This is a genomic window from Citrobacter sp. wls826, assembly GCF_005281245.1.
In the GTDB taxonomy this organism is placed as follows: Bacteria; Pseudomonadota; Gammaproteobacteria; order Enterobacterales; family Enterobacteriaceae; genus Citrobacter; species Citrobacter braakii.
The window spans coordinates 285,700-309,640 of sequence record NZ_SZWS01000054.1; the positions used below are offsets into that span (position 1 = coordinate 285,700).

The 23,941-nt window shown below is 47.9% G+C and carries 29 protein-coding genes and 2 pseudogenes; 13 read left to right on the forward strand and 18 right to left on the reverse strand.

Annotated elements, in window-relative coordinates:
- Positions 1-169: 169 nt before the first annotated feature.
- The 6 genes and pseudogenes from FDW87_RS15510 to FDW87_RS15535 all read right to left on the reverse strand — a co-directional run bounded on the left by FDW87_RS15510 (position 170) and on the right by FDW87_RS15535 (position 3,600).
- Positions 170-769: a hypothetical protein gene (locus FDW87_RS15510; protein WP_137379910.1), complete on the reverse strand. Its 600-nt coding sequence runs from the start codon at positions 767-769 to the stop codon at positions 170-172.
- Positions 766-1,125 carry a RusA family crossover junction endodeoxyribonuclease gene (locus FDW87_RS15515; protein ID WP_137379911.1) on the reverse strand — a complete coding sequence of 120 codons (360 nt, stop codon included), beginning with the start codon at positions 1,123-1,125 and terminating at the stop codon, positions 766-768. The genes FDW87_RS15510 and FDW87_RS15515 overlap by 4 nt, the downstream gene beginning before the upstream one ends.
- A 1-nt stretch (position 1,126) precedes the next feature.
- Positions 1,127-2,605 (reverse strand): annotated as a pseudogene (locus FDW87_RS15520) (DNA cytosine methyltransferase); the annotation flags it as partial.
- A 2-nt stretch (positions 2,606-2,607) separates the two neighbouring features.
- The gene (locus tag FDW87_RS15525; protein WP_095715881.1) at positions 2,608-2,910 is read right to left on the reverse strand and encodes a Ref family recombination enhancement nuclease; all 303 of its coding nucleotides are present in this window, start codon (positions 2,908-2,910) and stop codon (positions 2,608-2,610) included.
- A 148-nt stretch (positions 2,911-3,058) separates the two neighbouring features.
- Positions 3,059-3,238 (reverse strand): hypothetical protein, encoded by a 180-nt coding sequence (locus FDW87_RS15530; protein WP_048214404.1) that lies wholly within the window; start codon positions 3,236-3,238, stop codon positions 3,059-3,061.
- A 125-nt stretch (positions 3,239-3,363) separates the two neighbouring features.
- Complete coding sequence (locus tag FDW87_RS15535; protein WP_168726101.1) at positions 3,364-3,600, reverse strand: DinI-like family protein; 237 nt, start codon at positions 3,598-3,600, stop codon at positions 3,364-3,366.
- A gap of 430 nt (positions 3,601-4,030) precedes the next feature.
- Between FDW87_RS15535 and FDW87_RS15540 the strand changes: the two genes are divergently transcribed.
- Both FDW87_RS15540 and FDW87_RS15545 read left to right on the forward strand, forming a co-directional pair.
- Positions 4,031-5,188 (forward strand): DUF262 domain-containing protein, encoded by a 1,158-nt coding sequence (locus tag FDW87_RS15540; RefSeq protein WP_095715883.1) that lies wholly within the window; start codon positions 4,031-4,033, stop codon positions 5,186-5,188.
- A gap of 1 nt (position 5,189) precedes the next feature.
- On the forward strand, positions 5,190-5,882 hold the full coding sequence (locus FDW87_RS15545) for an MAE_28990/MAE_18760 family HEPN-like nuclease (protein ID WP_095715884.1): 693 nt from the start codon (positions 5,190-5,192) through the stop codon (positions 5,880-5,882).
- On the opposite strand, the gene FDW87_RS15550 is transcribed toward FDW87_RS15545, so the two are convergent.
- The 10 genes and pseudogenes from FDW87_RS15550 to FDW87_RS15595 all read right to left on the reverse strand — a co-directional run bounded on the left by FDW87_RS15550 (position 5,845) and on the right by FDW87_RS15595 (position 10,791).
- Entirely contained in the window at positions 5,845-6,888 is a 1,044-nt protein-coding gene (locus FDW87_RS15550) for a DNA cytosine methyltransferase (RefSeq protein WP_095715892.1), read from the reverse strand. The two genes, FDW87_RS15545 and FDW87_RS15550, sit on opposite strands and share 38 nt — an antisense overlap.
- Positions 6,889-7,082: 194 nt before the next feature.
- Positions 7,083-7,209, reverse strand: a pseudogene (locus FDW87_RS22765) (class I SAM-dependent methyltransferase); the annotation flags it as partial.
- Complete coding sequence (locus FDW87_RS15560) at positions 7,210-7,410, reverse strand: hypothetical protein (RefSeq protein ID WP_233598318.1); 201 nt, start codon at positions 7,408-7,410, stop codon at positions 7,210-7,212. It lies immediately after the preceding pseudogene.
- Positions 7,411-7,421: 11 nt separating this feature from the next.
- Positions 7,422-7,646, reverse strand: a complete 225-nt coding sequence (locus FDW87_RS15565) for a hypothetical protein (protein WP_095715886.1) — start codon at positions 7,644-7,646, stop codon at positions 7,422-7,424.
- Positions 7,643-8,305, reverse strand: a complete 663-nt coding sequence (locus tag FDW87_RS15570) for a DUF1627 domain-containing protein (protein ID WP_095715887.1) — start codon at positions 8,303-8,305, stop codon at positions 7,643-7,645. The genes FDW87_RS15565 and FDW87_RS15570 overlap by 4 nt, the downstream gene beginning before the upstream one ends.
- 13 nt (positions 8,306-8,318) lie before the next feature.
- Positions 8,319-8,774 (reverse strand): replication protein P, encoded by a 456-nt coding sequence (locus FDW87_RS15575; protein WP_095715888.1) that lies wholly within the window; start codon positions 8,772-8,774, stop codon positions 8,319-8,321.
- Positions 8,758-9,852 carry a DnaT-like ssDNA-binding domain-containing protein gene (locus FDW87_RS15580; protein ID WP_095715889.1) on the reverse strand — a complete coding sequence of 365 codons (1,095 nt, stop codon included), beginning with the start codon at positions 9,850-9,852 and terminating at the stop codon, positions 8,758-8,760. The genes FDW87_RS15575 and FDW87_RS15580 overlap by 17 nt, the downstream gene beginning before the upstream one ends.
- Positions 9,849-10,091 (reverse strand): DUF4222 domain-containing protein, encoded by a 243-nt coding sequence (locus FDW87_RS15585; protein WP_137379913.1) that lies wholly within the window; start codon positions 10,089-10,091, stop codon positions 9,849-9,851. Before FDW87_RS15585 ends, FDW87_RS15580 begins: the two co-directional genes overlap by 4 nt.
- Before the next feature lie 12 nt (positions 10,092-10,103).
- Complete coding sequence (locus tag FDW87_RS15590) at positions 10,104-10,580, reverse strand: toxin YdaT family protein (protein WP_137379914.1); 477 nt, start codon at positions 10,578-10,580, stop codon at positions 10,104-10,106.
- Complete coding sequence (locus FDW87_RS15595) at positions 10,567-10,791, reverse strand: Cro/CI family transcriptional regulator (protein WP_087052715.1); 225 nt, start codon at positions 10,789-10,791, stop codon at positions 10,567-10,569. Before FDW87_RS15595 ends, FDW87_RS15590 begins: the two co-directional genes overlap by 14 nt.
- Positions 10,792-10,865: 74 nt before the next feature.
- Here FDW87_RS15595 and FDW87_RS15600 point away from each other — a divergent pair, with 74 nt between their 5' ends.
- On the forward strand, positions 10,866-11,270 hold the full coding sequence (locus tag FDW87_RS15600; protein WP_087052714.1) for a helix-turn-helix domain-containing protein: 405 nt from the start codon (positions 10,866-10,868) through the stop codon (positions 11,268-11,270).
- Positions 11,271-11,640: 370 nt separating this feature from the next.
- Here FDW87_RS15600 and FDW87_RS15605 read toward each other — a convergent pair whose 3' ends face one another.
- Positions 11,641-12,141 carry a hypothetical protein gene (locus FDW87_RS15605; protein ID WP_137379915.1) on the reverse strand — a complete coding sequence of 167 codons (501 nt, stop codon included), beginning with the start codon at positions 12,139-12,141 and terminating at the stop codon, positions 11,641-11,643.
- Between the two features lie 412 nt (positions 12,142-12,553).
- On the opposite strand from FDW87_RS15605, the gene FDW87_RS15610 reads away from it, so the two are divergent.
- From FDW87_RS15610 to roxA, 8 genes are all read left to right on the forward strand, one after another.
- Positions 12,554-12,748: a hypothetical protein gene (locus FDW87_RS15610; protein WP_137379916.1), complete on the forward strand. Its 195-nt coding sequence runs from the start codon at positions 12,554-12,556 to the stop codon at positions 12,746-12,748.
- Positions 12,741-12,926: a hypothetical protein gene (locus FDW87_RS15615; RefSeq protein ID WP_137379917.1), complete on the forward strand. Its 186-nt coding sequence runs from the start codon at positions 12,741-12,743 to the stop codon at positions 12,924-12,926. The genes FDW87_RS15610 and FDW87_RS15615 overlap by 8 nt, the downstream gene beginning before the upstream one ends.
- A gap of 543 nt (positions 12,927-13,469) precedes the next feature.
- Positions 13,470-15,107: a hypothetical protein gene (locus tag FDW87_RS15620; protein ID WP_252363203.1), complete on the forward strand. Its 1,638-nt coding sequence runs from the start codon at positions 13,470-13,472 to the stop codon at positions 15,105-15,107.
- 283 nt (positions 15,108-15,390) lie between these two features.
- Positions 15,391-15,606: an excisionase family protein gene (gene xisR, locus FDW87_RS15625; RefSeq protein WP_032943036.1), complete on the forward strand. Its 216-nt coding sequence runs from the start codon at positions 15,391-15,393 to the stop codon at positions 15,604-15,606.
- Positions 15,606-16,892 carry a site-specific integrase gene (locus FDW87_RS15630; protein WP_137379939.1) on the forward strand — a complete coding sequence of 429 codons (1,287 nt, stop codon included), beginning with the start codon at positions 15,606-15,608 and terminating at the stop codon, positions 16,890-16,892. The genes xisR and FDW87_RS15630 overlap by 1 nt, the downstream gene beginning before the upstream one ends.
- Before the next feature lie 73 nt (positions 16,893-16,965).
- Positions 16,966-17,637, forward strand: coding sequence for a two-component system response regulator PhoP (gene phoP, locus FDW87_RS15635; RefSeq protein WP_003846709.1), 672 nt, complete (start codon positions 16,966-16,968; stop codon positions 17,635-17,637).
- Positions 17,637-19,100: a two-component system sensor histidine kinase PhoQ gene (phoQ, locus tag FDW87_RS15640; RefSeq protein ID WP_016156218.1), complete on the forward strand. Its 1,464-nt coding sequence runs from the start codon at positions 17,637-17,639 to the stop codon at positions 19,098-19,100. The genes phoP and phoQ overlap by 1 nt, the downstream gene beginning before the upstream one ends.
- A 92-nt stretch (positions 19,101-19,192) precedes the next feature.
- Positions 19,193-20,314, forward strand: coding sequence for a [50S ribosomal protein L16]-arginine 3-hydroxylase (roxA, locus tag FDW87_RS15645; protein ID WP_016152697.1), 1,122 nt, complete (start codon positions 19,193-19,195; stop codon positions 20,312-20,314).
- A gap of 104 nt (positions 20,315-20,418) precedes the next feature.
- Here the strand turns inward: roxA and pepT are convergent, their stop codons facing one another.
- Positions 20,419-21,645 (reverse strand): peptidase T, encoded by a 1,227-nt coding sequence (gene pepT, locus FDW87_RS15650; RefSeq protein ID WP_016152696.1) that lies wholly within the window; start codon positions 21,643-21,645, stop codon positions 20,419-20,421.
- 250 nt (positions 21,646-21,895) lie between these two features.
- Here pepT and potA point away from each other — a divergent pair, with 250 nt between their 5' ends.
- On the forward strand, positions 21,896-23,032 hold the full coding sequence (gene potA / locus FDW87_RS15655; RefSeq protein WP_016152695.1) for a spermidine/putrescine ABC transporter ATP-binding protein PotA: 1,137 nt from the start codon (positions 21,896-21,898) through the stop codon (positions 23,030-23,032).
- Complete coding sequence (gene potB, locus FDW87_RS15660) at positions 23,016-23,879, forward strand: spermidine/putrescine ABC transporter permease PotB (RefSeq protein ID WP_137379919.1); 864 nt, start codon at positions 23,016-23,018, stop codon at positions 23,877-23,879. Before potA ends, potB begins: the two co-directional genes overlap by 17 nt.
- Positions 23,880-23,941 lie beyond the last annotated feature (62 nt).

A 23,941-nucleotide genomic window follows, 5' to 3' on the forward strand; every position in this document is an offset into this window, starting at 1 on the left:
AAAAACCCCGCTGTGGCGAGGTTCTCGTTATGTTCAAATTGTTCGCTTTTTGTCGCTGCCATAGTGGCGCAGCTCTGCCAAGCATGAATAAATTATCTGATTTTCTGGCCCGTTTTCAACACCATTATCAAAAAATAGCATCAATAGCTAAAAAATGATTTCAGTGAGTCTATTCAGATAACAGTTTGCGTGCTTCCAAAAAGACCTTTGCTCTGAATATTTCCAGGCACCAGCGCACGCGCTTTCTCGCCTCCCCATCAGTTAACCATGGCGCAATCGCCTGCAACTCCCGGGTTATGTCTGAGATTTTTTTTCGGGTGGTGTAATACTGAAGACCGACCACATAAACCGGATCATTAATATCCAGCGCCTGCAGTACGCATTGCTCAACAAAATCGACATCATCATTATGCAGGGCTTCATCAATCACACTAGCGGATGACTGCGGCCAGAGAATGCTATGTGCCCTGTTCATTGCCTGCTGTCCACGGAATCCCTCTTCTCTCGCCTGATTTAACGCTGCGGTAAAGCGCTCCAGTGCCTTATCTGACCAGTTCCTTCCTTTGATCACATTCCAACATGCATGGCCCCGCGGCATACGGGGTGCAGTATTTCCTCCTACACCTTCGCCCCATGTTGTGAGCAGGGATTTAATCCATCCGGACTGAATCCCCGTAAGGAGAATACATTTACCCAGCCAGCTTTTACGCGGCGCAGTTGCTGCTTTTTCAAATGCTGACTGTTTTAGTCTGCGTTGGCGTGGCGTCATGCTTTTAGCTCCTCAATAATTATTCTCCCGGTTTCTCCCCATAATTTTGATACCCGTGAATCCCATATATGAGCATCATTTTCGTAAATGGCATCCATCAGGGCTTTCACCATATTGTCGAAATCAGGTTTAGCCTGGTGTGGTTTACCGTTGAACTCAGCCCGTTTCTTTTTGCTCCAGCTCGCTGGCATCGGAAGAATGAAGGTGACATGCGAACCGCTTTCCGGCAGCTCAATACCCTGCAGACGAACTTCATCACAGAAAGCCCGGTAACGCAGAACCTCGGGGCGCTTTTTCCATTTGTCAGCGCGCGTCATTATGGGCTTACCGACGGGTGTAATTGGATATTCAGGCATCAAGAGCCTCCTTGATTCTTTTACCGATCCAGCGCATAACCGGTACAGCCATACTGTTGCCGATCGCTTTGTAGCGCGGACCATCTTTCGCCAGTCGGTAGGCTTCTTCTGCAGTTATTTTTGGGTTGTGATGGCGCACGTAAGCATATTCATCAGCAGTGATCTGCTTACGCTTATCACGGGGGATTAAAGTGTGGTTATCGGGGAAGCCTTGCAGACGCTCGCACTCAACTGGTGTCAGGCGACGAACGGCCATGTCTTTCATTACTGAAGGGGATAAATTCGATCCGCTACTGGCGGCGGTCAGAGTTGGGGATTGTTCTTCTGCCCAGCCAATGCCACCCGCTTTTGCGCCTTGACCAGCCTTGAAGGCATAAGCAACTGCATTTTCCTGCCCGTGATTTCGTCCCAGCGTATGAGCAAAATTAATGTTTGTGTCTGGGTCTTGTGTGCCGTGAATGGCATAGGTATCCAAATCTTCAGCCATGCTGTCATTTGATTTGGCAAGCAACGTTCTACTGACGTCTGAATAAGTCACAGTGAGATCGGTTGCATCTTTATGGTCGCGCGCTTTAACAGTGGATGCGGTTTCATCATTAACATAATCACCAAATGCCCGCATGCGAAAGACACCAACGATTCCACCTCCGCGCTGGCTGAATAATTCCTGGTTGCTTTGACCTATGCCTCCGATGTTGTGTGACTGGTTGAGGGTTGGATGTGGATTATATTCCCCATCCCAGTGGCTACCGTTAGAAATGCGACGCCCAGTATTTGCGGTAATGCCCTTCCCCGCTTTTCGGCGCGGCGGAGTATCCCGGCGCATGCCTTCGGACTCAAAAAGTATTTTTGCGGGATCGATATCCCCTCGAGCGCTTGCGATAACAAACACACGGCGGCGTCGTTGGGCCACTCCGAAAAATTGAGCGTCGAGCACTCGCCAGCAGATAGCCCTTTCTGGTCCCAGCACATAACCAGCGTTTGTCCGTTTTTTCCCTGGTGATTCCAGTTCACAGCTTTCACCGGCAAGCCCTGCAAGAAAACATCCGAAAGCGTTATCTCTGCTGCTGAATACTCCGGGTACGTTTTCCCAGACGACAATGACGGGAGGTTTTCCCTGTTCTCTTCGTTTTTCATCTATTGCGTTTACCAGTTCAACAAAGGCGAGAGTTAATTGACCGCGAGAATCAGTCAGACCAATACGCAGACCAGCGATGCTGAATGCCTGGCACGGTGTGCCACCTACCAGAACATCTGGTGCCTGGATTTCTCCGCGCCGTATTGCTGCGGCGATTTTTGTCATATCACCGAGGTTTGTTACGTGCGGCCAGCGATACGCCAGAACAGCAGATGGGAAATCTGGACCGTTTTTATAATTGTGTTCAGGATCGAACTGAGAGAACCATGACGGTCGCCAGCCCAAAACCTCCCACGCTATACTTGCTGCCTCAATTCCACTACATACTGAACCATAAATAATACTCACGCTGATTCCCCCAGTTCGTAGAGAACCTGCACCAGCAACTCTGTTTCAGTACCGAAATTGTTTTCCCAGGACTGGCGGCCAGCATGAATGGCTATGCCGTATCCGCCCTGGCGGTGATGGATTGGGCAAAGAGGAATAACTTCGAAATTGTCAGCGCGCTGGCCAACTCCCTGACCAGTTCGGATGTGATGTATTTCTGCTGGAGTTTCACCCTGCTTCAGGTTTTTGCAGACAATACAGCCCAGCCCGGCTACTCGGGAAAGGTGGAGTTTTTCAGATTTATTTTTTGTTCTGCTCATGCCGTACCACCAGCACGAACAAAGACACCGTTTGTGAAGAAACGATGTGAGTGGGGTAATTCAGTTTTATGCGCCATCGTGATTTCCGGGTTGGCGCAGTGTTACTCAGCGGGCTGTTCAGACCCGTATTTGAGTATAACTCAACTTATCAGGCATCTGAAACAGGAAGACCAGCTTTCTTTCTTGCTTCATCCAGCGCCCGCAACGACGTAACAAATTCATCTTTGCGCAGCGCGAATCCCCTTTCTGCCCTGCCCTTTACGATATAAATCAGAACCGGGCCAGTATGCTCCGGCAGTCCGGGAATTAAATCATCCGGAATTTGCATGAGATGCCCCTTGCGGTGATATCCAAACCGTTAAGCCAACGGAAATTGCTTCTTAGCAGTAGCGCAACGAGAAATTTGGCAATCAGGCGTAACAAATGGCGGCCAAGGCTGCCTGCGAGGGGTGATCAGTTAAAAAACCATTCATCCGCACTTTCCCACGTTTCCTGAAGGATTTCTTCAATACATTTTTTATCGCTTTTTTCGCCTCCGATGCCACTTAATCCATCAGAACCGGTTCGACGTATCGTTAATTTACAGTCTGAATAGTCCTGGTTGATTCGACGCAAAAGTTCCTTTTCAAGCGCTGGCACAGCTCCTTTCGGAAGCTTCTTAGTGTGATCAATTGTAATTTCAACCTTCATGATTCCCTCCGCCTTGATACACTGTACATCCATACAGTATACCTATTAAACATCACGTTCAAGTGGTTAATAGCACATTTCGCCAAAGCCATGCCGTTGTATCGCCTAAGTTTTTCCGAGCATGAGGAGTTTATAAAAAAGCAGTGCTTATCATTGGGATCGATAAGCCAAACCTTTCTAAATAGCTGCTGCACCTAATACCGCTACATCTTCCGTTTACTGACGGGTCGCATGTTACGCATGGGCAACACATCTTAAGCCCAAAGCACGGTTAGGCCGATGAAACAGCCTTGATGTCAGCCATGCGAGGGATAACCGAAAGTGGCATACTCTTCCGCACAGCTATTTAGTGCTTTTCGACGCAAGATAGATTTTGCTTACCCGTTAGATATTTCTTACAATATTACTTTTGACGTTAAGGGAAAGTTAAATGACAACATTAAAGCAGTTAAAAGACGAACTTAAGCAACAGATAGATGAGTCAGGGAAATCCAGAAAACTTGCTGAAATTACTTCATTCATTGCTCAAGCTGATAATGAAATAAGACTTGCACAAAGAAACATCGGTTATAATGTTAGAGAGTGGACTGTCGAAGTTGTTTTACAGAAATTTAGCGAAAATCTTGATTTAGATAAAAATGAATTATTCATACCAGATTATCAAAGAGACTATAAATGGGACTCTAAAACTGCATCAAGATTTATTGAAAGTATCTTATTAGACTTCCCTATTCCATATTTGTATATAGCTGATGTAGTTAACGAAGATCCCGAATTAGATGGGCGCGTAGAAATTATAGATGGTTCCCAACGAATTCGTTCAATATATTATTTTTGGAATGATGAGTTTGAGCTTCAGGATTTGAAAGAGCTAAAGTGCCTCGAAGGTTTCAAATTTTCAGACCTATTAGCAAGCAGACAGCGTCGTTTTCTAAGAGCCTCTTTAAGATTCATAGAGTTAAAAGGTGACGTAGAAGAACAACATCGTAGAGACCTCTTCGAAAGAATTAACTCTGGAGTCAAAAGATTAGAAGCGATGGAAGTTAGGCATGGCTCAGATGCAGCTGCCTCTGTATTTTATAAAAAAGTAGTTACTCCTTGCTCTGAAAATGATTTATTTGCTGAGTTAGCTCCTCTTTCTGATCGTAAACGGTCAAATGGGGATCACAGGGAACTAGTATTACGGTTTTTTGCATATGTTAATAATTTAGATAATTATAAAGGTTTCGTTGCCCCATTTATTGATGATTATTTAAACAATCAAGCAAAAGATGTAACAGACCATAACGTAAAATCTTATTTAGATGAATTCGACCATATGTTGAATTTCGTTAATGATCATTTCCCTATGGGATTCAAAAAAACACCTACAAGCAAAACCACCCCCAGAGCAAGATACGAAGCTATTGCTGTAGGTACAGCCTTAGCCTTACGTGAAAATCCACATCTTACCGCTCCTGTATACCCAGTGAGCGAATGGTTATTTGACAAAGAATTTGAGGCAACAGTAACTGCTGATAGTGCAAATAATTCATCTCAACTCAAAAATAGAATTTTTTATGTTAGAGATAAATTACTAGGGGTTTGACATGGCTCTTGAAGATCTAAGATATGAATATGAAGAGAGAGCTAATGATATTTTTGAAATGCTATCGTTAGCTTCTGAGTTAAATGCAAAAATTGAGAATTCAAATGAATTAACATTATTAGATAAAATAACATCATGGCAAAACAGAATCAACATAATTAAGTCATCTGTTCATATGATGCTCTATAATCAGGTTGAGAGCACGGCACGTGGATGCATTGAATCAGTTTATGATCATTTAAGTGATAATAACGTATTGTATTCATCTCTTAAGGAAAAATTTCAAGTAAGCATACTGCATCGTATTGTTTCAGATAATGAAAACGGACAATCTCTGTATAAAAAAATCGGTAGTGACATCTCAAAAAAGATAATAAAAGCCTCGATGAATATTAGAAAAGAATTTAATGGAAACATTAGCAAACCTGTTATTTATAGAATTACCCAAGCATATGGAATAACAGTAGCTGATTCGCCTGAATGTCGAAATGGAATTGATTTGGATTTACTTAAGGACATACGTAACGATCTTGCTCATGGCAATACAAGCTTCTCTAAAAAGGGCCAACTTGATACACTTGAGGAAGTATCTCAGCGGGCCCAAAGGATTGATACTTATTTACGACTTCTGATAAGTTCAACCGAAGAATATATTGCTACAAGCGGGTATCTATCCGTTCAACATGCCTTATAAAGGTTTCACCAATAGCTTGGCCAATGATTGGAGGAACAGCATTCCCTATCATTGTGCCCAGCTTTTGAAACGAAAAAGCTTTATTTTTATCCAAAAACTTATAATTTGATGGGAATGACTGCAAAATCGCTGCCTCTCGCAACGTGATAGCCCTATGTTGCTCGGGATGACCAAACCGGCCATTACCATAGCCATAACATTGAGTTGTGATCGTCGGACTTGTATCATTCCATTCCATGCGACCATAAACACTTTTATAGGTCATACCAGAATCCTTTTTATGACAATTAGCCCGAATGTCTTCAGGCCAATCATCCCAAGTACCACCAGGCAAAGAATGCATTATCCTTTTGAGATTCAACTCACGTAGCTTTGGAGAACAATGCAATGCATCATCACCAAATTTTTCTCCAGCCTCTACTTTGGGTAAATTCCCGATGACATCCCTCACTGTTATTTTTCGTTCAACTTTTGGCTGATCGAACTCTATCTCTCCCAGACGAGAACCAATGAGGATTAAGCGTCTCCTATTTTGCGGAAGACCATAATCCGAACAATTAACCACATTGTACCAAACGTGATACCCCTGCTTTTTTAATGATTTTACAAAATTTAGGAATACAGCATGCGTTCGTAACTGAGGCACATTCTCCATAGTTACAAGTTCAGGTGATATATCAACCACTAGTCTTTCAAACTCTCGTAACAACCGCCATTTAGAATCATCCTTACGACTATTGGGGTTACGATACTTCGAAAAAGGTTGGCACGGGGCACAACCTGCAAGCAGTCTGATGCAATCTTGATTAAACATTGATGATACTTCATCAGACGATATGTCTGTTACTGACTGATGAACAAACCTTGTATTTTTATTATTTTTCTCAATGGGATATCGACATGACTCATCAATATCAATTCCATGAGTCACTTCAATTCCGGCAGTTTTCAAACCAAGAGTTAACCCGCCAGCCCCACAAAAGATGTCTACAGCTTGAATGTTCACAAGATTCTCCGTCACAATATCCTGTTATTATATACATATACAACTTTGGTGAGTAGAGTGAAAATGAAAACATGCTAACCATATGAATAACAATAAGTAATACTTAATCCTCCATCAATAGTCACCATTTCCGCCTGCAGTTGAGTTCGAATTTTACCATCAGAGAACCTGCATTTCTTGGCTGTCACACGCAGTGAGATAACCAAGCGGTGACCGTAGCACAAATCGTGCTCCTCAGCGCGAATATCAGCGAATACGGCGCGGGTGTCTTGCTTATATCTGGGAGCCGGAGCAAATGCCTAAAATAGCGTGTTCAGTCATTTAATCATTCCAACTGCTTACGTCTTCCGCTACAACTGCATCAGCCGAGTCCTGACTATCAACAACTTCATGCCATGACTCAACGGCGCCAAGAGTTACTGCGGCCCAACTACGCGCACAGTCTTTACGGTGCCTACACATCCCCATACCCCACTCTGGTTTTTTCAGCTCTTTATTCCAGGCTCTAACCAAATATTTCATTGCGGATTTGCTCATTTCGATGTTCCCTGATTAGCTTTTTCAACCAGTTCAACCCACTGTGGAGCCAGCTTTTTTTCTGCCTGTGCGCGGCTGCCGGCTGGGCCGTTCAAACTCACACGATAATGGTCATACGGGCATTTCAATCCGCCCCATACCCACCCCATATGATTGGACTTCAACGCATACTCAGGCATGTTCCCGCACTCCGGACAGCGTGGTAATTCGCTCTGTTTCATTGCGCCAGCTCCTGCATCAGCGCGCCATGTTTGCGAATGCTACGAACGGCTTCACGAAGTTTTTCCAGGTTGGCCAGCTTCGCTTTCGTGCGGCGAATCTCACTTGAGATACCGCGTACCGTTGGGATCAGCAGATCGTCAGGACGGCTGACGAAAGCGGGGATTTCCCCAACAATTTCAGTGACAGATTTTTCTGGTACCGGTGGAGTTGATATCTCCGGTTCCCGCTGTGCAGAGCTTTTGTTTTTCACTGGCCCAGCGGCCGGCACCGAATAAACAAACTTACTGCCCACTTTTTCGCGGATGATCCGCCCTTTTGTCATGTGGTGGGTCAGCATTGGCGCCACACGTTTTGACTCAATACCTGCCAGTGTTGCCAGCTCAAGGGATGTCTGTGGTCCATGTTTCGCCAGTAATGCGATGACGTCGCTGACTGATACACTTGCCGGCGCTTTGCTGACAGAACTGATCACTTCAGGCTGTGATTTAACTTCCCCGGTAGCAACTCTCCAGTACCCGTTAGCCTGAACAACCTCGTTACGTTCTTCGTGTTCACGCAGCATCCCGATCACCGCCGCAGGCTCAATTTTCATGCGCGCCGCAATTTCACGGGCAGTCGCTTTTTCCATCGCTTTCAGTACGTCTAAAATGGTTTCCATAAAATTCTCCTGGTTAAATTAAGCCAGCCGCTTTACGCCGTTTGTATTCTTCAAGCAGCTGCTGCGCGGGTGTCGGTCCTGCCGGATGGAGTGGCGCCGCAATCTGTTTTCTTACCGGAGGGATCTGTTTGCCGTCCTCCAGGTGTTTTTCCCACTTCGCCAGTTGGTCCGCTGCCAGTCTCTCCAGCTCGGGTTGCGTCATTTGTCGCTCAACCCCAGTTCGGCGAAGTTCAGTGCAAATCTGGTACAGGACCGGATTACATTCGCGGGCAATGAAATATTCCTCAGTGCTGGCGTAACGGTAAGATTCGTTGCGCCAGTTCCTGTATTCCGCCATAACGTCCGAAACCTTCAGTCCAAGCTTCCCACCGTCACAGTCAGCCACCAGCGTCACGAACTCAGCCAGGTCAGGTGGCCATGAATTACCCGCTGCACAGCGAGCAACCATCGCGTTACAGACGCTCGTCATCCGGTCGCTGGTCAAATTCCCAATCTGAGCAATCCATAGGTCCGACGGAGCCGATCCGTTTTTGGTTTCCCATCGACTGGAGTAAATTTCCAGCATGAGAACCCAGAACTTCCAGGCCTTCTCCTCGAGCGCGGAGTTGTGCAGCGCGTGCTGCGCGTGCTCGCTGTACAGCTGCGTTTGCTGTGGAGTTTGGATCCAGTCCTGCATGTGAGTTACCTCGCGGTTTAGTGGGTTTGGCCTGTTGCAGGTGGCGGGCAAATTTCTGCTCCCACTGCGACTGGTAAAAAACTTTGTTCTCTGGTTGCCAGTAGGCAATGAAGCTGTTCAGCTCGGCTCTGAGGTTCAGTCCATCCGGGATCGTTATGCCCCAGAATCCAACGCGCTGGCGGAAGTCAGCCGACGGTTTCCAGTCAATGGTCATTGGGACCTTCCCAAATGACTCTCCGGCGGGAAAATTCATACCAGGTTGTCCAGGGTATTCAGGAACCGGGTTGTTATTAACTGGTTCGACCTCTTCCCCTCGCGTGTTATGTGTGGGGTTTAATGACGGATCAGGTTTTAATGACGGATCGGGGTCGATTTTTGGGGGGGTTAAATCGCTGTTTTCACCAATTTTTGACCCCTCAATTTTTGACGGGTCAAAATCTGCCCCCTTACTATCCTCCTTTAAGGGGCCATTATTTGACGGGTCAAAAATTGACGCCTTATCTTCCTTCCCTGCTGGCAGGCAACGGGAACCTTTCTTTTGGGCTCTCTCTTCCCGTATTTTTTTACGCCCCTCTGCTGCCGCTTCTTCAAGTTTTGCGATATCAATCTGATAAACATTTGTCAGATTTCTGCCGCCCAGCTTGCGTTCTGTTTTTTTAATCCAGCCGCCCTTAACAAGCTCAGCTAAAGCAGTTTTTATTGTCGTATCGCTTTTAGCTCCGATCTCAATCCTGAGCGTCTCAATCGCTGGCCACGATATGCCGTCAGCATTGCTGTAATCAGCCAGGCGGGCCATAAGCGCAACGCGGGAAATTCCCAATCCAGCAGGAGCGCATCCTTCCCAAACAAGACCGTGTAATTTGCTGCTCACGACTGCACCTTTCTAAATTTCAAATCAAACTCTCTCCGGCCTGTCTCGCAGATGTCCTGATAACCTTCGTATCGGTACATAACCCGAAGATGAGAAACTCTCATTACCGTCACCATGCGTCCGCGTTCGTTGCGGTATTTCATCCCCGGAATCAGTTCAGCGCTGCGATCGACTGTCTCCGCCGGTACTCTGTGCTTCATCGCTTTTTTCATGCGGTCTACTAATTCCTGGGCAAGCATGGGAGTCTCCTGTTACACCGCGTGCGGGCTGATATGTTTAAACTGGATGCTGACTCCGGGAATGAGATCGGCCAGCGCCTGAATTGCCTCTGCCGTTTCTTTGCGGATTACCTGCACTGGCTTACCAGTCAGCACCGCGCTGGTCGCCTCTATGCACTCGCGGTTCGCAATAGCCACCAGGTTATGTAAGTCATGCTGACCAGCCAGCTCTGCATCCATCGCAGCTCTGATTGCTGGCGCCAGCGCAGCTGCCTGACCACGATAGTTCGGCGTGTCATTTCGAAATGCCCGCTGGATGATCTGCGTGTTGTTATGCAGGCGGCGCGCAAACTCTGACGGGTCGACGATATCCGCCAGGTTATCCAGCAAATCACCGTAGTGATGCGCTGTAATTAGCGGGACTATCTTTTTCCAGCCCCCTTTCCTGCCATCTTTCATAGCCCACTCTTCCAGCTCGATGGCCAGCAATTTGATCTCATTGATTTTCATCGTTCAATTTTCTCCCTTTCTTTGCTTTATCCTGGTTTTCATAAAACAACGGGTCATATTTCAGAACTCCACCTGTTAGACGCTCTAACCTAACTGCTCGCTTTTCAGGAATGGCGCTCCCCCATCGGGTGACCGCGACCTGAGAAATACCAAGCGCTCGCGCAACGGCAGCTTTGGAGCCAAAAAACTTAATCACTGTCTCTGTGAACATGCGTCCTCCGCATAACTAATGTTAGCAAAATAAATACTAACAAAAGTTATGTCAAGTTAACTTATATTAGGCTTATGAAAATTGAAACCTTGAGTGATCGCATCGCCGCCCGGCGCAAAGAGCTTGGACTAACACAGCAGCAGCTTGCTGATCTGGTTAAGAAGTCCAGCGTTAGCGTATTCAAATGGGAAAGCGGCCAAACTGAGCCGAAGGGGAAAAGTCTCTTTGCTTTAAGTACTGCGCTGCGCTGTTCTCCGACCTGGTTACTTTTCGGTGATGAAGAACAAATCCCCACCCCAGTGGAGTCACTTCCTACGGCGTTAGATGAACGGCAGCAACGTCTTTTAGATTTGTTTGATTCTCTTCCTGAATCAGAAAAAGAGTCCTATCTCAATGAGTTAGAAGCAAGAGTTGAAAATTTTAACCGCCTCTTTGAAGAACTTCTAAAAGTTAGAAAATCCCAGACAAATAAAAAATAGCAAGTCAGTCAATGGCTTGCGTTTTTTTACACCTCACAACTTAACTTTTGTTATTTTTACTCTTGCCATTTAAATTACCTTTAGTTAATCTCATGTCATCAAGTAACCACACGCAGTGATTACTCAGAATCAAAATGTTCCGCTTACCCTGGCGATACAGGGCCAGAAACAAAAAAAAGCGCCCCACTGGACGCTTCGCTCTTTAACAATCAGGGTACCCCAACCAAGGTAATTTTTTATTTACTTGGTGGTACAGGAGGACGTGGTTGTGTAGGTACGTGTCCATGTCTATCTGGATGAGGAGATGTGTGGTCCATCAGTAATATCTCATCCTTTAGGTGCTGGTGGTCTGGGTTTCGGGGGAACATGGTTAGGAATTATCGGCACGGGTTTTGACATCTTTTTTCACCTTTTTTGTTCGGGGCAGGTCACCCGAAATCCAAGCAATCACGCTGTGTATGAATGATATTTCAGAATCATCATTACGTCCCAGTGCGATGCAGGTTCGCTTAAATGCAGCATCTTGCAGCGACCGCCAAGGGTTACTGTCGGCGTCCTGGATCTTCAGATATCTGGCTCTTAGTTCATCATCAGGAAGAATTGAGAATTCAACAAGTAAACGCTTGTATTGCCTCATTTGCTCCTTAGATAAACCCGCTTCTTGCCCAAATTGATAAACCAGCTGAAGTACAGACAGAACGGCAACAGAAACACCAAAAATAAACATATTGCTGAATGGAGCAAAGACAGAAAAGCCCAAGACGATAAGTATAAGGGTAATACTTTTATCTATTCGGTTCAGAAGGGTGTAATTCATTTTTTCAATGAAATACGAATAGTTAATATCAAACTCCAAATCGTCTCGGTTCATATAACACCTCAGTCTTCTTTTGGTGGAGCCGGTGGCCTTTGCTGAATCGGCATGTGCTTCTCTTCGTAATCAAGATGTTGCATCTCAGTTCCTTATGACTATTGGGGGTATCCAGATTATCGCATTCCTGACTGTTGGGGAATAGCAGGATCCACCGCGCCTGATGTGGTTAAAAGCAGGCCAAAGCAATAAGAAGTAGAACCCTGTTCTGGCGGCCCGGTGTTTTCCCGTATGTATCCGGCCACCACCAGCTTTTTCAGGGAACAACATGCAAGCGCACTCCTTCACTTACCAGTAATGGGTGACAGGTCTGAAACAGGCGGAGTGCGCTTGCAGATGTGATTAGTTGCTGTGTGTGCTGCGTGGTCTTTGCCCATCTCCCAGGATGGGCACCTTTTTTACCGGAGGGTTTATGAAAAATTCACAGCCAGTTATACCGGACGGGGATCCTGATGTGGAAAGCTCAGTAAGTAATTTTATTCATCAGTTAACCGTTCCTGCTTTTCGCGACTGCCTTACAGCTGAACTTGAGGCATTGTACGAACAACAGAAGGCAGCTCTCGATCACACAGAATCTTTACTCAGGATGGTGCGTGCCAATGGTTAAATTTACCAGCGAAGATATTGCCCAACGTACAGCTGAAGCTGAATATAAAAAAGCTGTGGCTGATATAACCGGTGTTAAAAAATACAAAGATGAGGCGGTGCTGGATATGTGCTTCATCAAAGTAATGACAAAAATAGTTAACGACCAGAGGGTTAATATTAGCGAATTTTTACGCTGAACTTTTATTTACCCCCTTCGATAACTTCAAACAATTAAGAGATTTTTTATTTATGCCTTAACTGGCAGGGCTAACTATATCCATCAATGATGGCCCTGTCATAGCCAGCAATGCAGGGAGGGTAAGTGACACTTGAGTGCTGTCCGTATTGCAAAAAATGGAGTTCTGATGACTCCATGTATAAATCAACAAAAAGAATGAATAAGAGAGTAGTCACTGCTTATTTCTGTAGCCTTGAGCATGCTATCTCCTACAAACAAATTCATGAACCACGGCGCTGTAATTTAAGCAGAAGCAATGCACGCCATTCACATAAATATTATTGAGGTTATTATGACAATTGGATTAAAAAATTTTGGCGGGAGATTCGAACCAAAAAAAAGCGCACTTGAAAAAGATAGTACGCTTCCGATTTATGTTGCTTTTAAACAAGCCAAGAATAAAACAATAGCAAAAACATTACTGCATGCGGATTTTATACAGTTCGCGCCAGATTATGCTGATGATTATTTTGCTCCCAAGGTATGGGAAGTAGAGGAAGGAATGTTCTGCACTGTTGAAGGGCAGTTCTATACCGACCTCTTCACCAGTGACATTATCTGGAATGCTGAAAAAGGCGAACCAGAGCGCGTTATGGTTGAACCAGAGCTTGCTGGCGATAATGAACAACTTAATGCTGGCGCGCCGGAAGAGCAAATGAAGCCGGTGAAAGAACTTGATGTGCTGGCCCGTGCATACTGCCTCACGGTGTTTGGTGCCATTGATGAAGTCAACCCTTCTCAGTATGGTCAGTTAATCGACATGCTGAATGATGATGAATTTAACTCTTTACGTGAACAGGCGGAGGCTATCGCCAAAGAACCCCGCGTTCTTGCCCTGCTTCCTGAGAAACAGACCGAATGCCTGGCCTGGGTGCGTCAGAAGGCGCGCGACAATGCGAAATGGCCAGACTATAAGAACCTGTTTACCAAATGGCTGGACACGCCAGCGGATAAACGTGAGCCAGTAAAACTTAAAGCTGGCGAACCTGAAACCGGAGACGAGACTCACACCGAATCTGACTGTACGCTCGGCGGCGGTAACCCAACCGACCGGGTTCTTACACATACGCTGGCAACCCTGCGCCGCGAGGTTTGCATTGGTATTCTGGGTATTGCTATGGATTTCGACATCTACGAACTGCCACATGCTGTTCATGAGCGCGCAAAAAAGATGGAAGAAACCGGCACCGATGAGCGTTTTACGGCGTGGTGGAAACAGTTACGCCGCACGCCCGGTATTCTGGATTTTTCTCGCGCAGCAATTATTGCCCTCATTAAATCCTCTCCGGAGGATATCTACCGGGATCCGGTAAAACTGCGCGAGTACATCAATAAAAACCTGACTGAGTCCGATCACGCTAATCCGAGTTCACTGATTGTTGATATTGCCTGCGGCCGTACGTCTGCTCCGCTGCCACAAAAAAATGATGGAACAAAATCTGATAGTAAAACCGAACAGACGTTACAGGACGAAAATTTACCACCAGCTGTCTGCCCGGCTCGCGCTGCAGAACTCGACAGGGACCTGGATGCAGCATTTGCCAATAGCGCCTCAAATGAGGGCGAAAAAACGGAAGTGACCGAACAGGAAGACTACCGGCAACTTCTGGATGCTCATGAAATTGAGATTGCCCACGCGCTGAACGATCTGCTTTCCGGACGTACCGACATTATGGGTAAAGAAGAAGCGGAAGGCGTTGTGACATGTACCGGTCATATTATCGCTGACATTCTTCCTCTGCTGATCATCGATATTGCCACCACTGAATTTTGTCTGTCGCCCAATTTCAGCGACGAAGAAGTTCACGATGTCGCAACGACAATTCTTGATAGCTGGTCTGATGATGCTGCCGTACGTCAGAAAATCGCCCTAGATGCGATCGTGGAATATCGTCGCCCGGAACCGCCAAAACCGGTGGAGATGGATCCTCCCGTGGTTACCGTTAAGCCGAAAAAGGACCCAGAAACAGTATTTGCGCCAAAACCTGCCCCGATTGCCCTCACCTATCGCCAGCAACTGACGCTTGCAGCGCTGCAAGGGATGTGTGCAAACCCGGCATGCCGCGGCGATTTTGACGAATTGCCGCACATGGCCGCAGCGTTGGCCGCAGGGGTTATAAGTGCGGAGGCGGAACAGTGACAGAGAATTTAACCGGCGATGAAGCCCTGATCCGTTCTCTGCACATCTGTGATGATGGATGTGACTGGACGTCCTGGCATTTATGGCGAATGGGAGAACGCAGGCGCATAAGTGAACATGTTTTCACGCGGCCACCAGTTCGTCAGCGCGCTATACAGCCGAGCATGAAACCCAAGAAAAAACAGTGCCAAAAACGAAAGGCAATACCAACTACTGATTTTTGATTATCAATATTCGCCAGCTACAGCATGTACTGTTGTGGCTGGCGGCATTGGAGTTATGTATGTCGCAACTCATTTTCAGCGAAGAGTGGATGGTTGAAGCGCGACTAACAGAAAAGACCGGCTTGTCGGAAAGACAAATTAAAAGTTATCGGTTGAATTTGTGGATCGAAGGCGTGCATTTCAAACATCTGACAGCTCTCGGGGAAACTGACAATTCTAAAGGTCTGCTTTGGTACAACTATCCAAAGATTAACCAATTAGTACAGGATGCATGATGGACTTTCCAACCGGCGTTGAGCTGCATAATGGAAAAATACGGATCACATTTACCTATCGCGGCAAACGTTGCCGCGAAGTCCTTCGCGGCTGGACGGTGAACAGCAGCAACATCAAAAAAGCTGGAAATCTTCGCGCGCTCATAACAAGTGAAATACAGCTCGGTAAGTTCGACTATGCGGAACGTTTCCCGGAATCCAAAGCGCTTAAGAAGTTCATCACAACCAAAAAAATCACCACGTTTAAAGAACTGAGTGATTTTTTTACAGACACCAAAGCCTTAGAGGTATCTGGTGCAACACTGCTATCGCTTACTTCGGTCGTAAATACGTTACTGCGTGTAGTCGGAGAAAATACCCGTCTGGTAGATATTGAGCATGCCGATATTTTGCATTACCGAAAGGAGTTATTGACCGGGACAATTATTAACCCGGCAATGCCGAATCTGGCCCGGCAGGGCCGCGCGCCCTCAACAGTCAATAAACAGATGGCAGTTTTATCAGAAATGCTTAAGCTCGCAAACCGAAGCCAGTTTATATTGCATGCTCCTTATGAAGGAGTGTCGCGACTCAAGTTATCTAAAAATGATCCCGACCCACTTTTACTTCATGAGTACCAGGCTCTGATAGCCGCCCTTCCCCGTAGCCAGGCATTAATCATTATTGTTGCCGTACATACGGGGATGAGGCCGGGCGAGATATGCGCCCTGGCATGGGAAGACATTGATTTGGTAAAAGGTGAAATCCACGTATCCAGAAGTTTGACGAATAAGCGAGTATTTGTACCCCCTAAGACAGATGCCGGAATAAGGACGATAACGTTGCTTAAACCTGCTCTGGATGCACTGAAGGAACAATACGAAGTCACCGGCGCTAATCCGAAGCAAGAAATTCGATTTCACCATCGGGAGATCGGAAAAACTGAGCAGCAATCTCTTCGCTTCGTTTTTTCACCGACAGCATATTCGTCAAAAAAAGGCAGTTACTTCTCCAAGAACTCGATTGCCTATGGCTGGATGCGAGGCACTAAACTTGCCAATATCCGCGAAAGGAATCCTTATCAGTCACGGCATACCTACGCATGCTGGACGTTGATGGCCGGAGCGAATCCGTCATTCATAGCGAGTCAGATGGGACATGAAGATGCGCGAATGGTGTACGAGGTTTACTCCAAGTGGATTGGCGACATGAACCAGGATCAGGTCAACATGCTGAACAATCAGATGCCAACGGCATTGCCCCCAGGACGCCCCCACGGGCAGGGGAGCATGAGAAAAGTTATTTAATTTCATAGCGCTGCTTTCAATCCACATAATCAGCGTTAAACTATTTATACCGTTATTTTAGGGAGAAACGATGATGCGCGTACTGGTTGTCGAGGATAATGCTTTATTACGCCACCACCTCAAGGTTCAGTTACAGGATTTAGGGCATCAGGTGGATGATGCAGAAGATGCGAAGGAAGCGGACTATTATCTGAATGAACATCTGCCGGATATCGCGATCGTTGATTTAGGACTCCCCGATGAAGACGGTTTGTCATTGATCCGCCGTTGGCGCAGCAATGAGGTTTCGTTGCCGATTCTGGTGTTAACCGCGCGTGAAGGCTGGCAAGACAAGGTGGAAGTACTCAGCGCCGGAGCCGACGATTACGTCACCAAACCGTTTCATATCGAAGAGGTGGCTGCGCGCATGCAGGCACTTATGCGTCGCAACAGCGGTCTGGCATCGCAGATTATCTCTCTTCCTCCTTTCCAGGTGGACCTCTCTCGACGCGAGTTATCCGTCAATGATGAAGTTATCAAGCTCACGGCGTTCGAATACACCATTATGGAAACACTTATCCGTAATAACGGCAAAGTGGTCAGTAAAGATTCGCTCATGTTACAGCTTTACCCGGATGCCGAGCTGCGTGAAAGCCACACCATTGATGTTCTGATGGGGCGTCTGCGTAAAAAAATACAGGCGCAATACCCGGATGATGTCATCACCACCGTGCGTGGCCAGGGATATCTTTTTGAACTGCGCTAATGAATAAATTATTGCGTCATTTTTTCCCGTTATCACTGCGGTTGCGCTTTTTACTGGCAACCGCAGGCGTGGTATTGGTGCTTTCGCTGGCCTACGGCATGGTTGCCCTGGTGGGCTACAGCGTCAGCTTTGATAAAACAACGTTCCGCCTGCTGCGGGGTGAAAGTAACCTGTTCTATACCCTGGCAAAATGGGAGAACGGTAAGATAAACGTCGAGCTGCCCGAGAATCTCGATATGCAAAGCCCAACAATGTCGCTGATCTATAACGAAAACGGTGAGTTGTTGTGGGCGCAGCGCAATGTTCCCTGGCTGACGCACAGTATCCAACCGGAATGGCTAAAAGCGAACGGTTTTCATGAGATTGAAGCCAATGTAGATGCCACCAGCACCTTACTGGGCGAAGATCACTCCGCTCAGCAGCAGCTAAAAGAAGTCAGAGAAGATGACGACGATGCCGAAATGACCCACTCGGTCGCCGTGAACGTCTACCCCGCCACTGCCAGAATGCCACAGTTGACCATAGTGGTTGTCGATACCATTCCTATTGAGCTAAAGCGCTCGTATATGGTCTGGAGTTGGTTTATTTATGTGCTGGTCGCCAATCTGTTGCTGGTCATTCCGCTGTTATGGGTAGCCGCCTGGTGGAGTCTGCGGCCTATCGAATCGCTGGCGCGTGAAGTCCGTGAGCTTGAGGAACATCATCGAGAGATGCTAAACCCCGCCACCACGCGCGAACTGACCAGCCTGGTCCGCAATCTTAATCGACTTTTAAAAAGCGAACGCGAGCGCTACGACAAATACCGTACGACGTTAACAGACCTCACCCATAGCCTGAAAACACCGCTGGCGGTATTACAGAGTACGCTCCGCTCGATGCGTAATGAAAAAATGAACGTAAGCGACGCGGAACCCATCATGCTGGAACAAATCAGCCGTATTTCCCAGCAGATTGGCTATTACCTGCATCGCGCCAGCATGCGTGGTAGCAGCGTGCTGCTTAGCCGCGAACTGCATCCGGTCGCGCCGTTGCTGGATAAACTCACCTCGGCGCTAAATAAGGTGTATCAGCGTAAAGGCGTCAACATAAATCTCGATATCTCACCCGAAATCAGTTTTGTGGGCGAACAGAACGATTTTGTCGAAGTGATGGGCAACGTGCTGGATAACGCATGTAAATATTGTCTGGAGTTTGTCGAGATTTCAGCGCATTTGTCCGAGGATCAGCTACACATTCTGGTTGAAGATGATGGTCCTGGTATTCCGCAAAGCAAACGGGAAGTGGTGTTTGACCGTGGACAGCGTGTCGATACGCTACGGCCAGGTCAAGGCGTTGGACTGGCGGTGGCGCGAGAAATCACCGAACAGTATGACGGGCAGATTATTGCAGGCGATAGCCTGCTGGGTGGCGCGCGCATGGAAGTTATTTTTGGCCGCCAGCAGCCGGGGCAGATAGACGAGTAATCGCCGCATGTAATAAATATGTACTGATTTCCCGCTTGCGGTTAAGTATCCGTTATAATCGGTTGCAGATACCAGCCTGCGGGATGCTCATTATGGAATACCAACTCACACTTAACTGGCCCGATTTTCTTGAACGCCACTGGCAGAAACGCCCGGTGGTCTTAAAACGCGGGTTTAACAACTTTATTGATCCACTCTCTCCTGACGAACTGGCTGGACTGGCAATGGAAAGCGAAGTCGACAGCCGACTCGTCAGCCACCAGGACGGTAAATGGCAGGTTAGCCACGGTCCGTTCGAAAGCTATGATCATCTCGGCGAGAACAACTGGTCGCTGCTGGTACAGGCGGTCAATCACTGGCATGAACCCACCGCCGCGCTGATGCGTCCGTTTCGCGAACTGCCGGACTGGCGGATTGACGATCTGATGATCTCCTTCTCCGTACCCGGTGGCGGCGTTGGCCCACATCTTGATCAGTACGATGTGTTTATCATTCAGGGAACCGGTCGACGTCGCTGGCGCGTGGGCGAAAAACTGCAGTTGAAGCAGCACTGCCCTCACCCGGACCTGCTGCAGGTCGCCCCGTTTGAAGCCATCATCGATGAAGAGCTGGAACCCGGCGATATCCTGTACATTCCACCAGGATTCCCGCACGAAGGCTATGCGCTGGAAAACGCCATGAACTATTCGGTCGGTTTCCGCGCGCCGAATACCCGCGAACTGATCAGCGGCTTCGCCGATTACGTTTTGCAACGTGAGCTGGGCAGCACGTATTACAGCGATCCTGACCTGCCGCCGCGCGATCATCCGGCTGACGTTCTGCCGCAGGAAATGGACAAGCTGCGTGAAATGATGCTTGGACTGATTAATCAGCCGGAACATTTCCAGCAGTGGTTTGGCGAGTTTATATCTCAGTCTCGTCATGAGCTGGATATTGCTCCGCCGGAGCCGCCGTATCAACCAGACGAAATTTACGATGCCCTGAAGCAAGGGGATGTGTTAGTGCGTCTGGGCGGATTGCGCGTATTGCGCATCGGCGATGACGTCTACGCCAACGGTGAGAAAATTGATTCACCGCATCGCCCTGCCCTGGAAGCGCTTGCCAGCCATATTGTTCTGACGGCCGAGAACTTTGAGGATGCGCTGGAAGATCCGTCTTTCCTTGCCATGCTTGCCGCACTGGTAAACAGCGGATACTGGTTCTTCGAAGGATAATACGAACGGTGCCTGATGCGACGCTAGCGCGTCCTATCAGGACTTCTGGAGTGAAATACTGTAGGCCGGATAAGCAACGCGCTATCCGGCATCTATCGATAAATTTACTGCTGCTTTGCGGTTAATTCCGCAATACGTACAATCACCCGCACCGCTTTTTCCATTCCTTCCAGAGTTACAAACTCATGTTTACCATGATAGTTGTAGCCTCCGGTGAACAGATTCGGACACGGTAATCCCATAAACGACAGCTGCGCGCCGTCGGTGCCGCCACGAATAGGCTTCAGCACCGGCTCAATATCGCAATCGCGCATCGCCTTCTGAGCGATATCCAGCACGTGCGGATGCTCAATCACTTTTTCGCGCATATTGTAGTAGCTGTCTTCAATCACCAGTTCGATATAGCAATCCGGGTGTAACCCTTTGCCGACCTTTTTGGCGATCTCCATGATCTTGCGTTTGCGCGCTTCAAACTGCTTGCGGTCAAAATCACGGATGATGTAGTGCATATCCGCCCGATCGACCGTCCCTTTCATGCTCGCCAGATGATAAAAGCCTTCGTAGCCTTCCGTCGTTTCCGGGCTTTCGTCTGCCGGAACCTCAGCATGAATACGAGCAGCCAGCGACAGCGCATTCACCATCACCCCTTTTGCGGTACCGGGATGCACATTGTTGCCGACAATTTTGATATTAACCGACGCGGCGTTGAAGTTTTCAAATTCCAGCTCTCCCACGCCACCGCCGTCAACGGTATAGGCCCACTGCGCATCAAATGCCGCAACGTCAAAATGCTTCGCCCCTTTACCAACCTCTTCGTCCGGCGTAAAGGCCACGCGGATATCACCGTGCGGAATATCTTTTTGGATGAGCACCGCCAGCGCGGTCATGATTTCCGCCACGCCAGCTTTATCATCCGCGCCCAGCAGCGTTTTACCGTCTGTGGTGATCAGCGTCTGACCCAGAAGTTGATGCAGCACCGGGAACATCACCGGCGACAGAACTTCATCACCAATGCCTAACGCAATATCGCCGCCGCGATAGTTTTCAACGATTTGCGGATTAACGTTTTTACCGCTGAAATCCGGTGAGGTATCCACATGGGAAATAAAGCCGATCGCGGGAATATTGCCAGCAACGTTAGCGGGCAACGTGGCCATCAGCGTCCCCTTTTCGCTCAGTGAAATGTTAACCAGCCCCATCTCTTCGAGCTGTTGTTTGAGCAGTTGTAATAACTTCCACTGTCCTTCGGTGCTGGGTACCTGCCGCACGCCCGATTTTGATTGGGTGTCCAGCGACACGTAGTGTAAAAAACGCTCAAGTAGTTTATCCATGCAGTCACCCTCACTTTTTGTGACAACATTATCAATAAGCAACAAAAGACAAATATTGCGTCAGGTCACTTTTATCCCCGCAAGTGAGAATATTTCGCCCTGACATCCCCTCTGACTATAGGGCTAAGTCAGTAATTCGCAACAAGGATTGGCGATTACAATGGTTTGCCGTAGAATAACGGCCCTCATTAAGAGTCATCAAGGTGGTTAACCACGAACCCCGCAGCGGTCAGCCATCCGTTGCGTTTACATGGGACAGAGTAAAAAATTGAATAAACAACCGCGTTCGCTTTCTCCACTGGTGCAATTAGCGGGAATTCGCAAAAGTTTCGATGGCAAAGAGGTGATTTCCAGCCTGGATTTGACCATCAATAATGGCGAGTTTCTCACGCTGCTTGGCCCCTCTGGCTGCGGTAAAACAACCGTTCTTCGCCTGATTGCCGGTCTGGAAACGGTTGATTCCGGTCATATCATGTTGGACAACCAGGACATCACTCACGTTCCGGCGGAAAACCGCTACGTGAACACCGTCTTCCAAAGCTATGCGTTATTTCCCCACATGACCGTATTTGAGAATGTGGCCTTTGGCTTACGCATGCAAAAAACGCCCGCAGCCGACATTCCTCCCCGCGTTACCGAAGCTCTGCGCATGGTGCAACTGGAAGAGTTCGCCCAGCGAAAACCGCATCAACTCTCCGGTGGACAGCAGCAGCGCGTAGCGATTGCCCGAGCGGTGGTCAATAAACCCCGTTTACTCCTGTTAGACGAATCTCTCTCTGCGCTGGACTACAAACTACGCAAGCAGATGCAGAACGAACTGAAAGCGCTGCAACGTAAGCTTGGTATCACCTTTGTCTTTGTCACTCACGATCAGGAAGAGGCGCTGACCATGTCAGACCGTATCGTGGTGATGCGCGATGGCAAGATTGAGCAGGACGGTACGCCGCGCGAAATCTACGAAGAGCCGAAAAATCTGTTCGTCGCCGGGTTTATCGGTGAGATCAATATGTTTAACGCGACGGTGATAGAACGTCTGGACGAACAGCGCGTTCGTGCTAACGTTGAAGGTCGTGAGTGCAATATTTATGTCAACTTCGCGGTGATTCCCGGGCAGAAGCTGCACGTCCTGTTACGCCCTGAAGATCTGCGCGTTGATGAAATCAACGACGACAATCATATCGAAGGCCTGATCGGCTACGTGCGTGAACGCAACTACAAGGGCATGACGCTGGAGTCGGTTGTGGAACTGGAAAATGGCAAGATGGTGATGGTCAGTGAATTCTTCAACGAAGACGATCCTGACTTTGACCACTCTCTCGACCAGAAAATGGCGATTAACTGGGTAGAAAGCTGGGAGGTCGTACTGGCTGATGAAGAACACAAGTAAATTCCAGAGTGTGGTGATCGTCACCATTGTCGGTTGGCTTGTGTTATTTGTCTTTCTGCCCAACCTGATGATCATCGGCACCAGCTTTTTGATCCGCGACGATGCCAATTTCGTCAAAATGGTCTTTACGCTGGAAAACTATACACGCCTGCTCGATCCGCTCTATTTTGAGGTACTGGTTCACTCCCTCAATATGGCGCTGATTGCCACGCTCGCCTGTCTGGTGCTCGGCTATCCGTTTGCCTGGTTTTTGGTGAAACTGCCGGAAAAAGTGCGTCCATTGCTGCTGTTCCTGCTGATTGTTCCGTTCTGGACCAACTCGCTTATTCGCATCTACGGACTCAAAATATTCCTCAGTACCAAGGGCTACCTCAACGAATTTCTGTTGTGGCTCGGCGTGATCGATACCCCCATTCGCATCATGTTTACCCCCAGCGCGGTGATTATCGGCCTGGTGTACATCCTGCTGCCGTTTATGGTGATGCCGCTCTATTCCAGCATTGAAAAGCTCGATAAACCGCTGCTGGAAGCCGCGCGCGATTTGGGCGCCAGTAAACTTCAGACCTTCACCCGCATCATTATTCCGTTAACGATGCCGGGAATTATCGCCGGATGCCTGCTGGTTATGCTGCCCGCAATGGGGCTGTTTTACGTTTCCGATTTAATGGGCGGGGCGAAAAACCTGCTGATTGGCAACGTGATTAAAGTTCAGTTCCTGAACATCCGCGATTGGCCGTTCGGTGCTGCCACCAGCATTACGCTGACCATCGTCATGGGTCTGATGCTGCTGATCTACTGGCGCGCCTCCCGCTTGCTGAACAAGAAGGTTAGCGACATTGATAGTTAACCGATATTACTCAAAAAGTTAAAATGATCATGGCATGCAGTTTACCCTCAAGTAAACTGCAT

What these genes read in the sequence shown, in the direction of transcription:
- FDW87_RS15510 (WP_137379910.1), bottom strand. Translation starts at nt 769, where the DNA reads ATGACGCCACGCCAACGCAGACTAAAACAGTCAGCATTTGAAAAAGCA.
- FDW87_RS15515 (WP_137379911.1), bottom strand. Translation starts at nt 1,125, where the DNA reads ATGCCTGAATATCCAATTACACCCGTCGGTAAGCCCATAATGACGCGC.
- FDW87_RS15525 (WP_095715881.1), bottom strand. Translation starts at nt 2,910, where the DNA reads ATGAGCAGAACAAAAAATAAATCTGAAAAACTCCACCTTTCCCGAGTA.
- FDW87_RS15530 (WP_048214404.1), bottom strand. Translation starts at nt 3,238, where the DNA reads ATGCAAATTCCGGATGATTTAATTCCCGGACTGCCGGAGCATACTGGC.
- FDW87_RS15535 (WP_168726101.1), bottom strand. Translation starts at nt 3,600, where the DNA reads ATGAAGGTTGAAATTACAATTGATCACACTAAGAAGCTTCCGAAAGGA.
- FDW87_RS15540 (WP_095715883.1), top strand. Translation starts at nt 4,031, where the DNA reads ATGACAACATTAAAGCAGTTAAAAGACGAACTTAAGCAACAGATAGAT.
- FDW87_RS15545 (WP_095715884.1), top strand. Translation starts at nt 5,190, where the DNA reads ATGGCTCTTGAAGATCTAAGATATGAATATGAAGAGAGAGCTAATGAT.
- FDW87_RS15560 (WP_233598318.1), bottom strand. Translation starts at nt 7,410, where the DNA reads ATGAAATATTTGGTTAGAGCCTGGAATAAAGAGCTGAAAAAACCAGAG.
- FDW87_RS15565 (WP_095715886.1), bottom strand. Translation starts at nt 7,646, where the DNA reads ATGAAACAGAGCGAATTACCACGCTGTCCGGAGTGCGGGAACATGCCT.
- FDW87_RS15570 (WP_095715887.1), bottom strand. Translation starts at nt 8,305, where the DNA reads ATGGAAACCATTTTAGACGTACTGAAAGCGATGGAAAAAGCGACTGCC.
- FDW87_RS15575 (WP_095715888.1), bottom strand. Translation starts at nt 8,774, where the DNA reads ATGACGAGCGTCTGTAACGCGATGGTTGCTCGCTGTGCAGCGGGTAAT.
- FDW87_RS15585 (WP_137379913.1), bottom strand. Translation starts at nt 10,091, where the DNA reads ATGCTTGCCCAGGAATTAGTAGACCGCATGAAAAAAGCGATGAAGCAC.
- FDW87_RS15590 (WP_137379914.1), bottom strand. Translation starts at nt 10,580, where the DNA reads ATGAAAATCAATGAGATCAAATTGCTGGCCATCGAGCTGGAAGAGTGG.
- FDW87_RS15595 (WP_087052715.1), bottom strand. Translation starts at nt 10,791, where the DNA reads ATGTTCACAGAGACAGTGATTAAGTTTTTTGGCTCCAAAGCTGCCGTT.
- FDW87_RS15600 (WP_087052714.1), top strand. Translation starts at nt 10,866, where the DNA reads ATGAAAATTGAAACCTTGAGTGATCGCATCGCCGCCCGGCGCAAAGAG.
- FDW87_RS15605 (WP_137379915.1), bottom strand. Translation starts at nt 12,141, where the DNA reads ATGAACCGAGACGATTTGGAGTTTGATATTAACTATTCGTATTTCATT.
- FDW87_RS15610 (WP_137379916.1), top strand. Translation starts at nt 12,554, where the DNA reads ATGAAAAATTCACAGCCAGTTATACCGGACGGGGATCCTGATGTGGAA.
- FDW87_RS15615 (WP_137379917.1), top strand. Translation starts at nt 12,741, where the DNA reads ATGGTTAAATTTACCAGCGAAGATATTGCCCAACGTACAGCTGAAGCT.
- FDW87_RS15620 (WP_252363203.1), top strand. Translation starts at nt 13,470, where the DNA reads ATGTTCTGCACTGTTGAAGGGCAGTTCTATACCGACCTCTTCACCAGT.
- xisR (WP_032943036.1), top strand. Translation starts at nt 15,391, where the DNA reads ATGTCGCAACTCATTTTCAGCGAAGAGTGGATGGTTGAAGCGCGACTA.
- FDW87_RS15630 (WP_137379939.1), top strand. Translation starts at nt 15,606, where the DNA reads ATGGACTTTCCAACCGGCGTTGAGCTGCATAATGGAAAAATACGGATC.
- phoP (WP_003846709.1), top strand. Translation starts at nt 16,966, where the DNA reads ATGCGCGTACTGGTTGTCGAGGATAATGCTTTATTACGCCACCACCTC.
- phoQ (WP_016156218.1), top strand. Translation starts at nt 17,637, where the DNA reads ATGAATAAATTATTGCGTCATTTTTTCCCGTTATCACTGCGGTTGCGC.
- roxA (WP_016152697.1), top strand. Translation starts at nt 19,193, where the DNA reads ATGGAATACCAACTCACACTTAACTGGCCCGATTTTCTTGAACGCCAC.
- pepT (WP_016152696.1), bottom strand. Translation starts at nt 21,645, where the DNA reads ATGGATAAACTACTTGAGCGTTTTTTACACTACGTGTCGCTGGACACC.
- potA (WP_016152695.1), top strand. Translation starts at nt 21,896, where the DNA reads ATGGGACAGAGTAAAAAATTGAATAAACAACCGCGTTCGCTTTCTCCA.
- potB (WP_137379919.1), top strand. Translation starts at nt 23,016, where the DNA reads ATGAAGAACACAAGTAAATTCCAGAGTGTGGTGATCGTCACCATTGTC.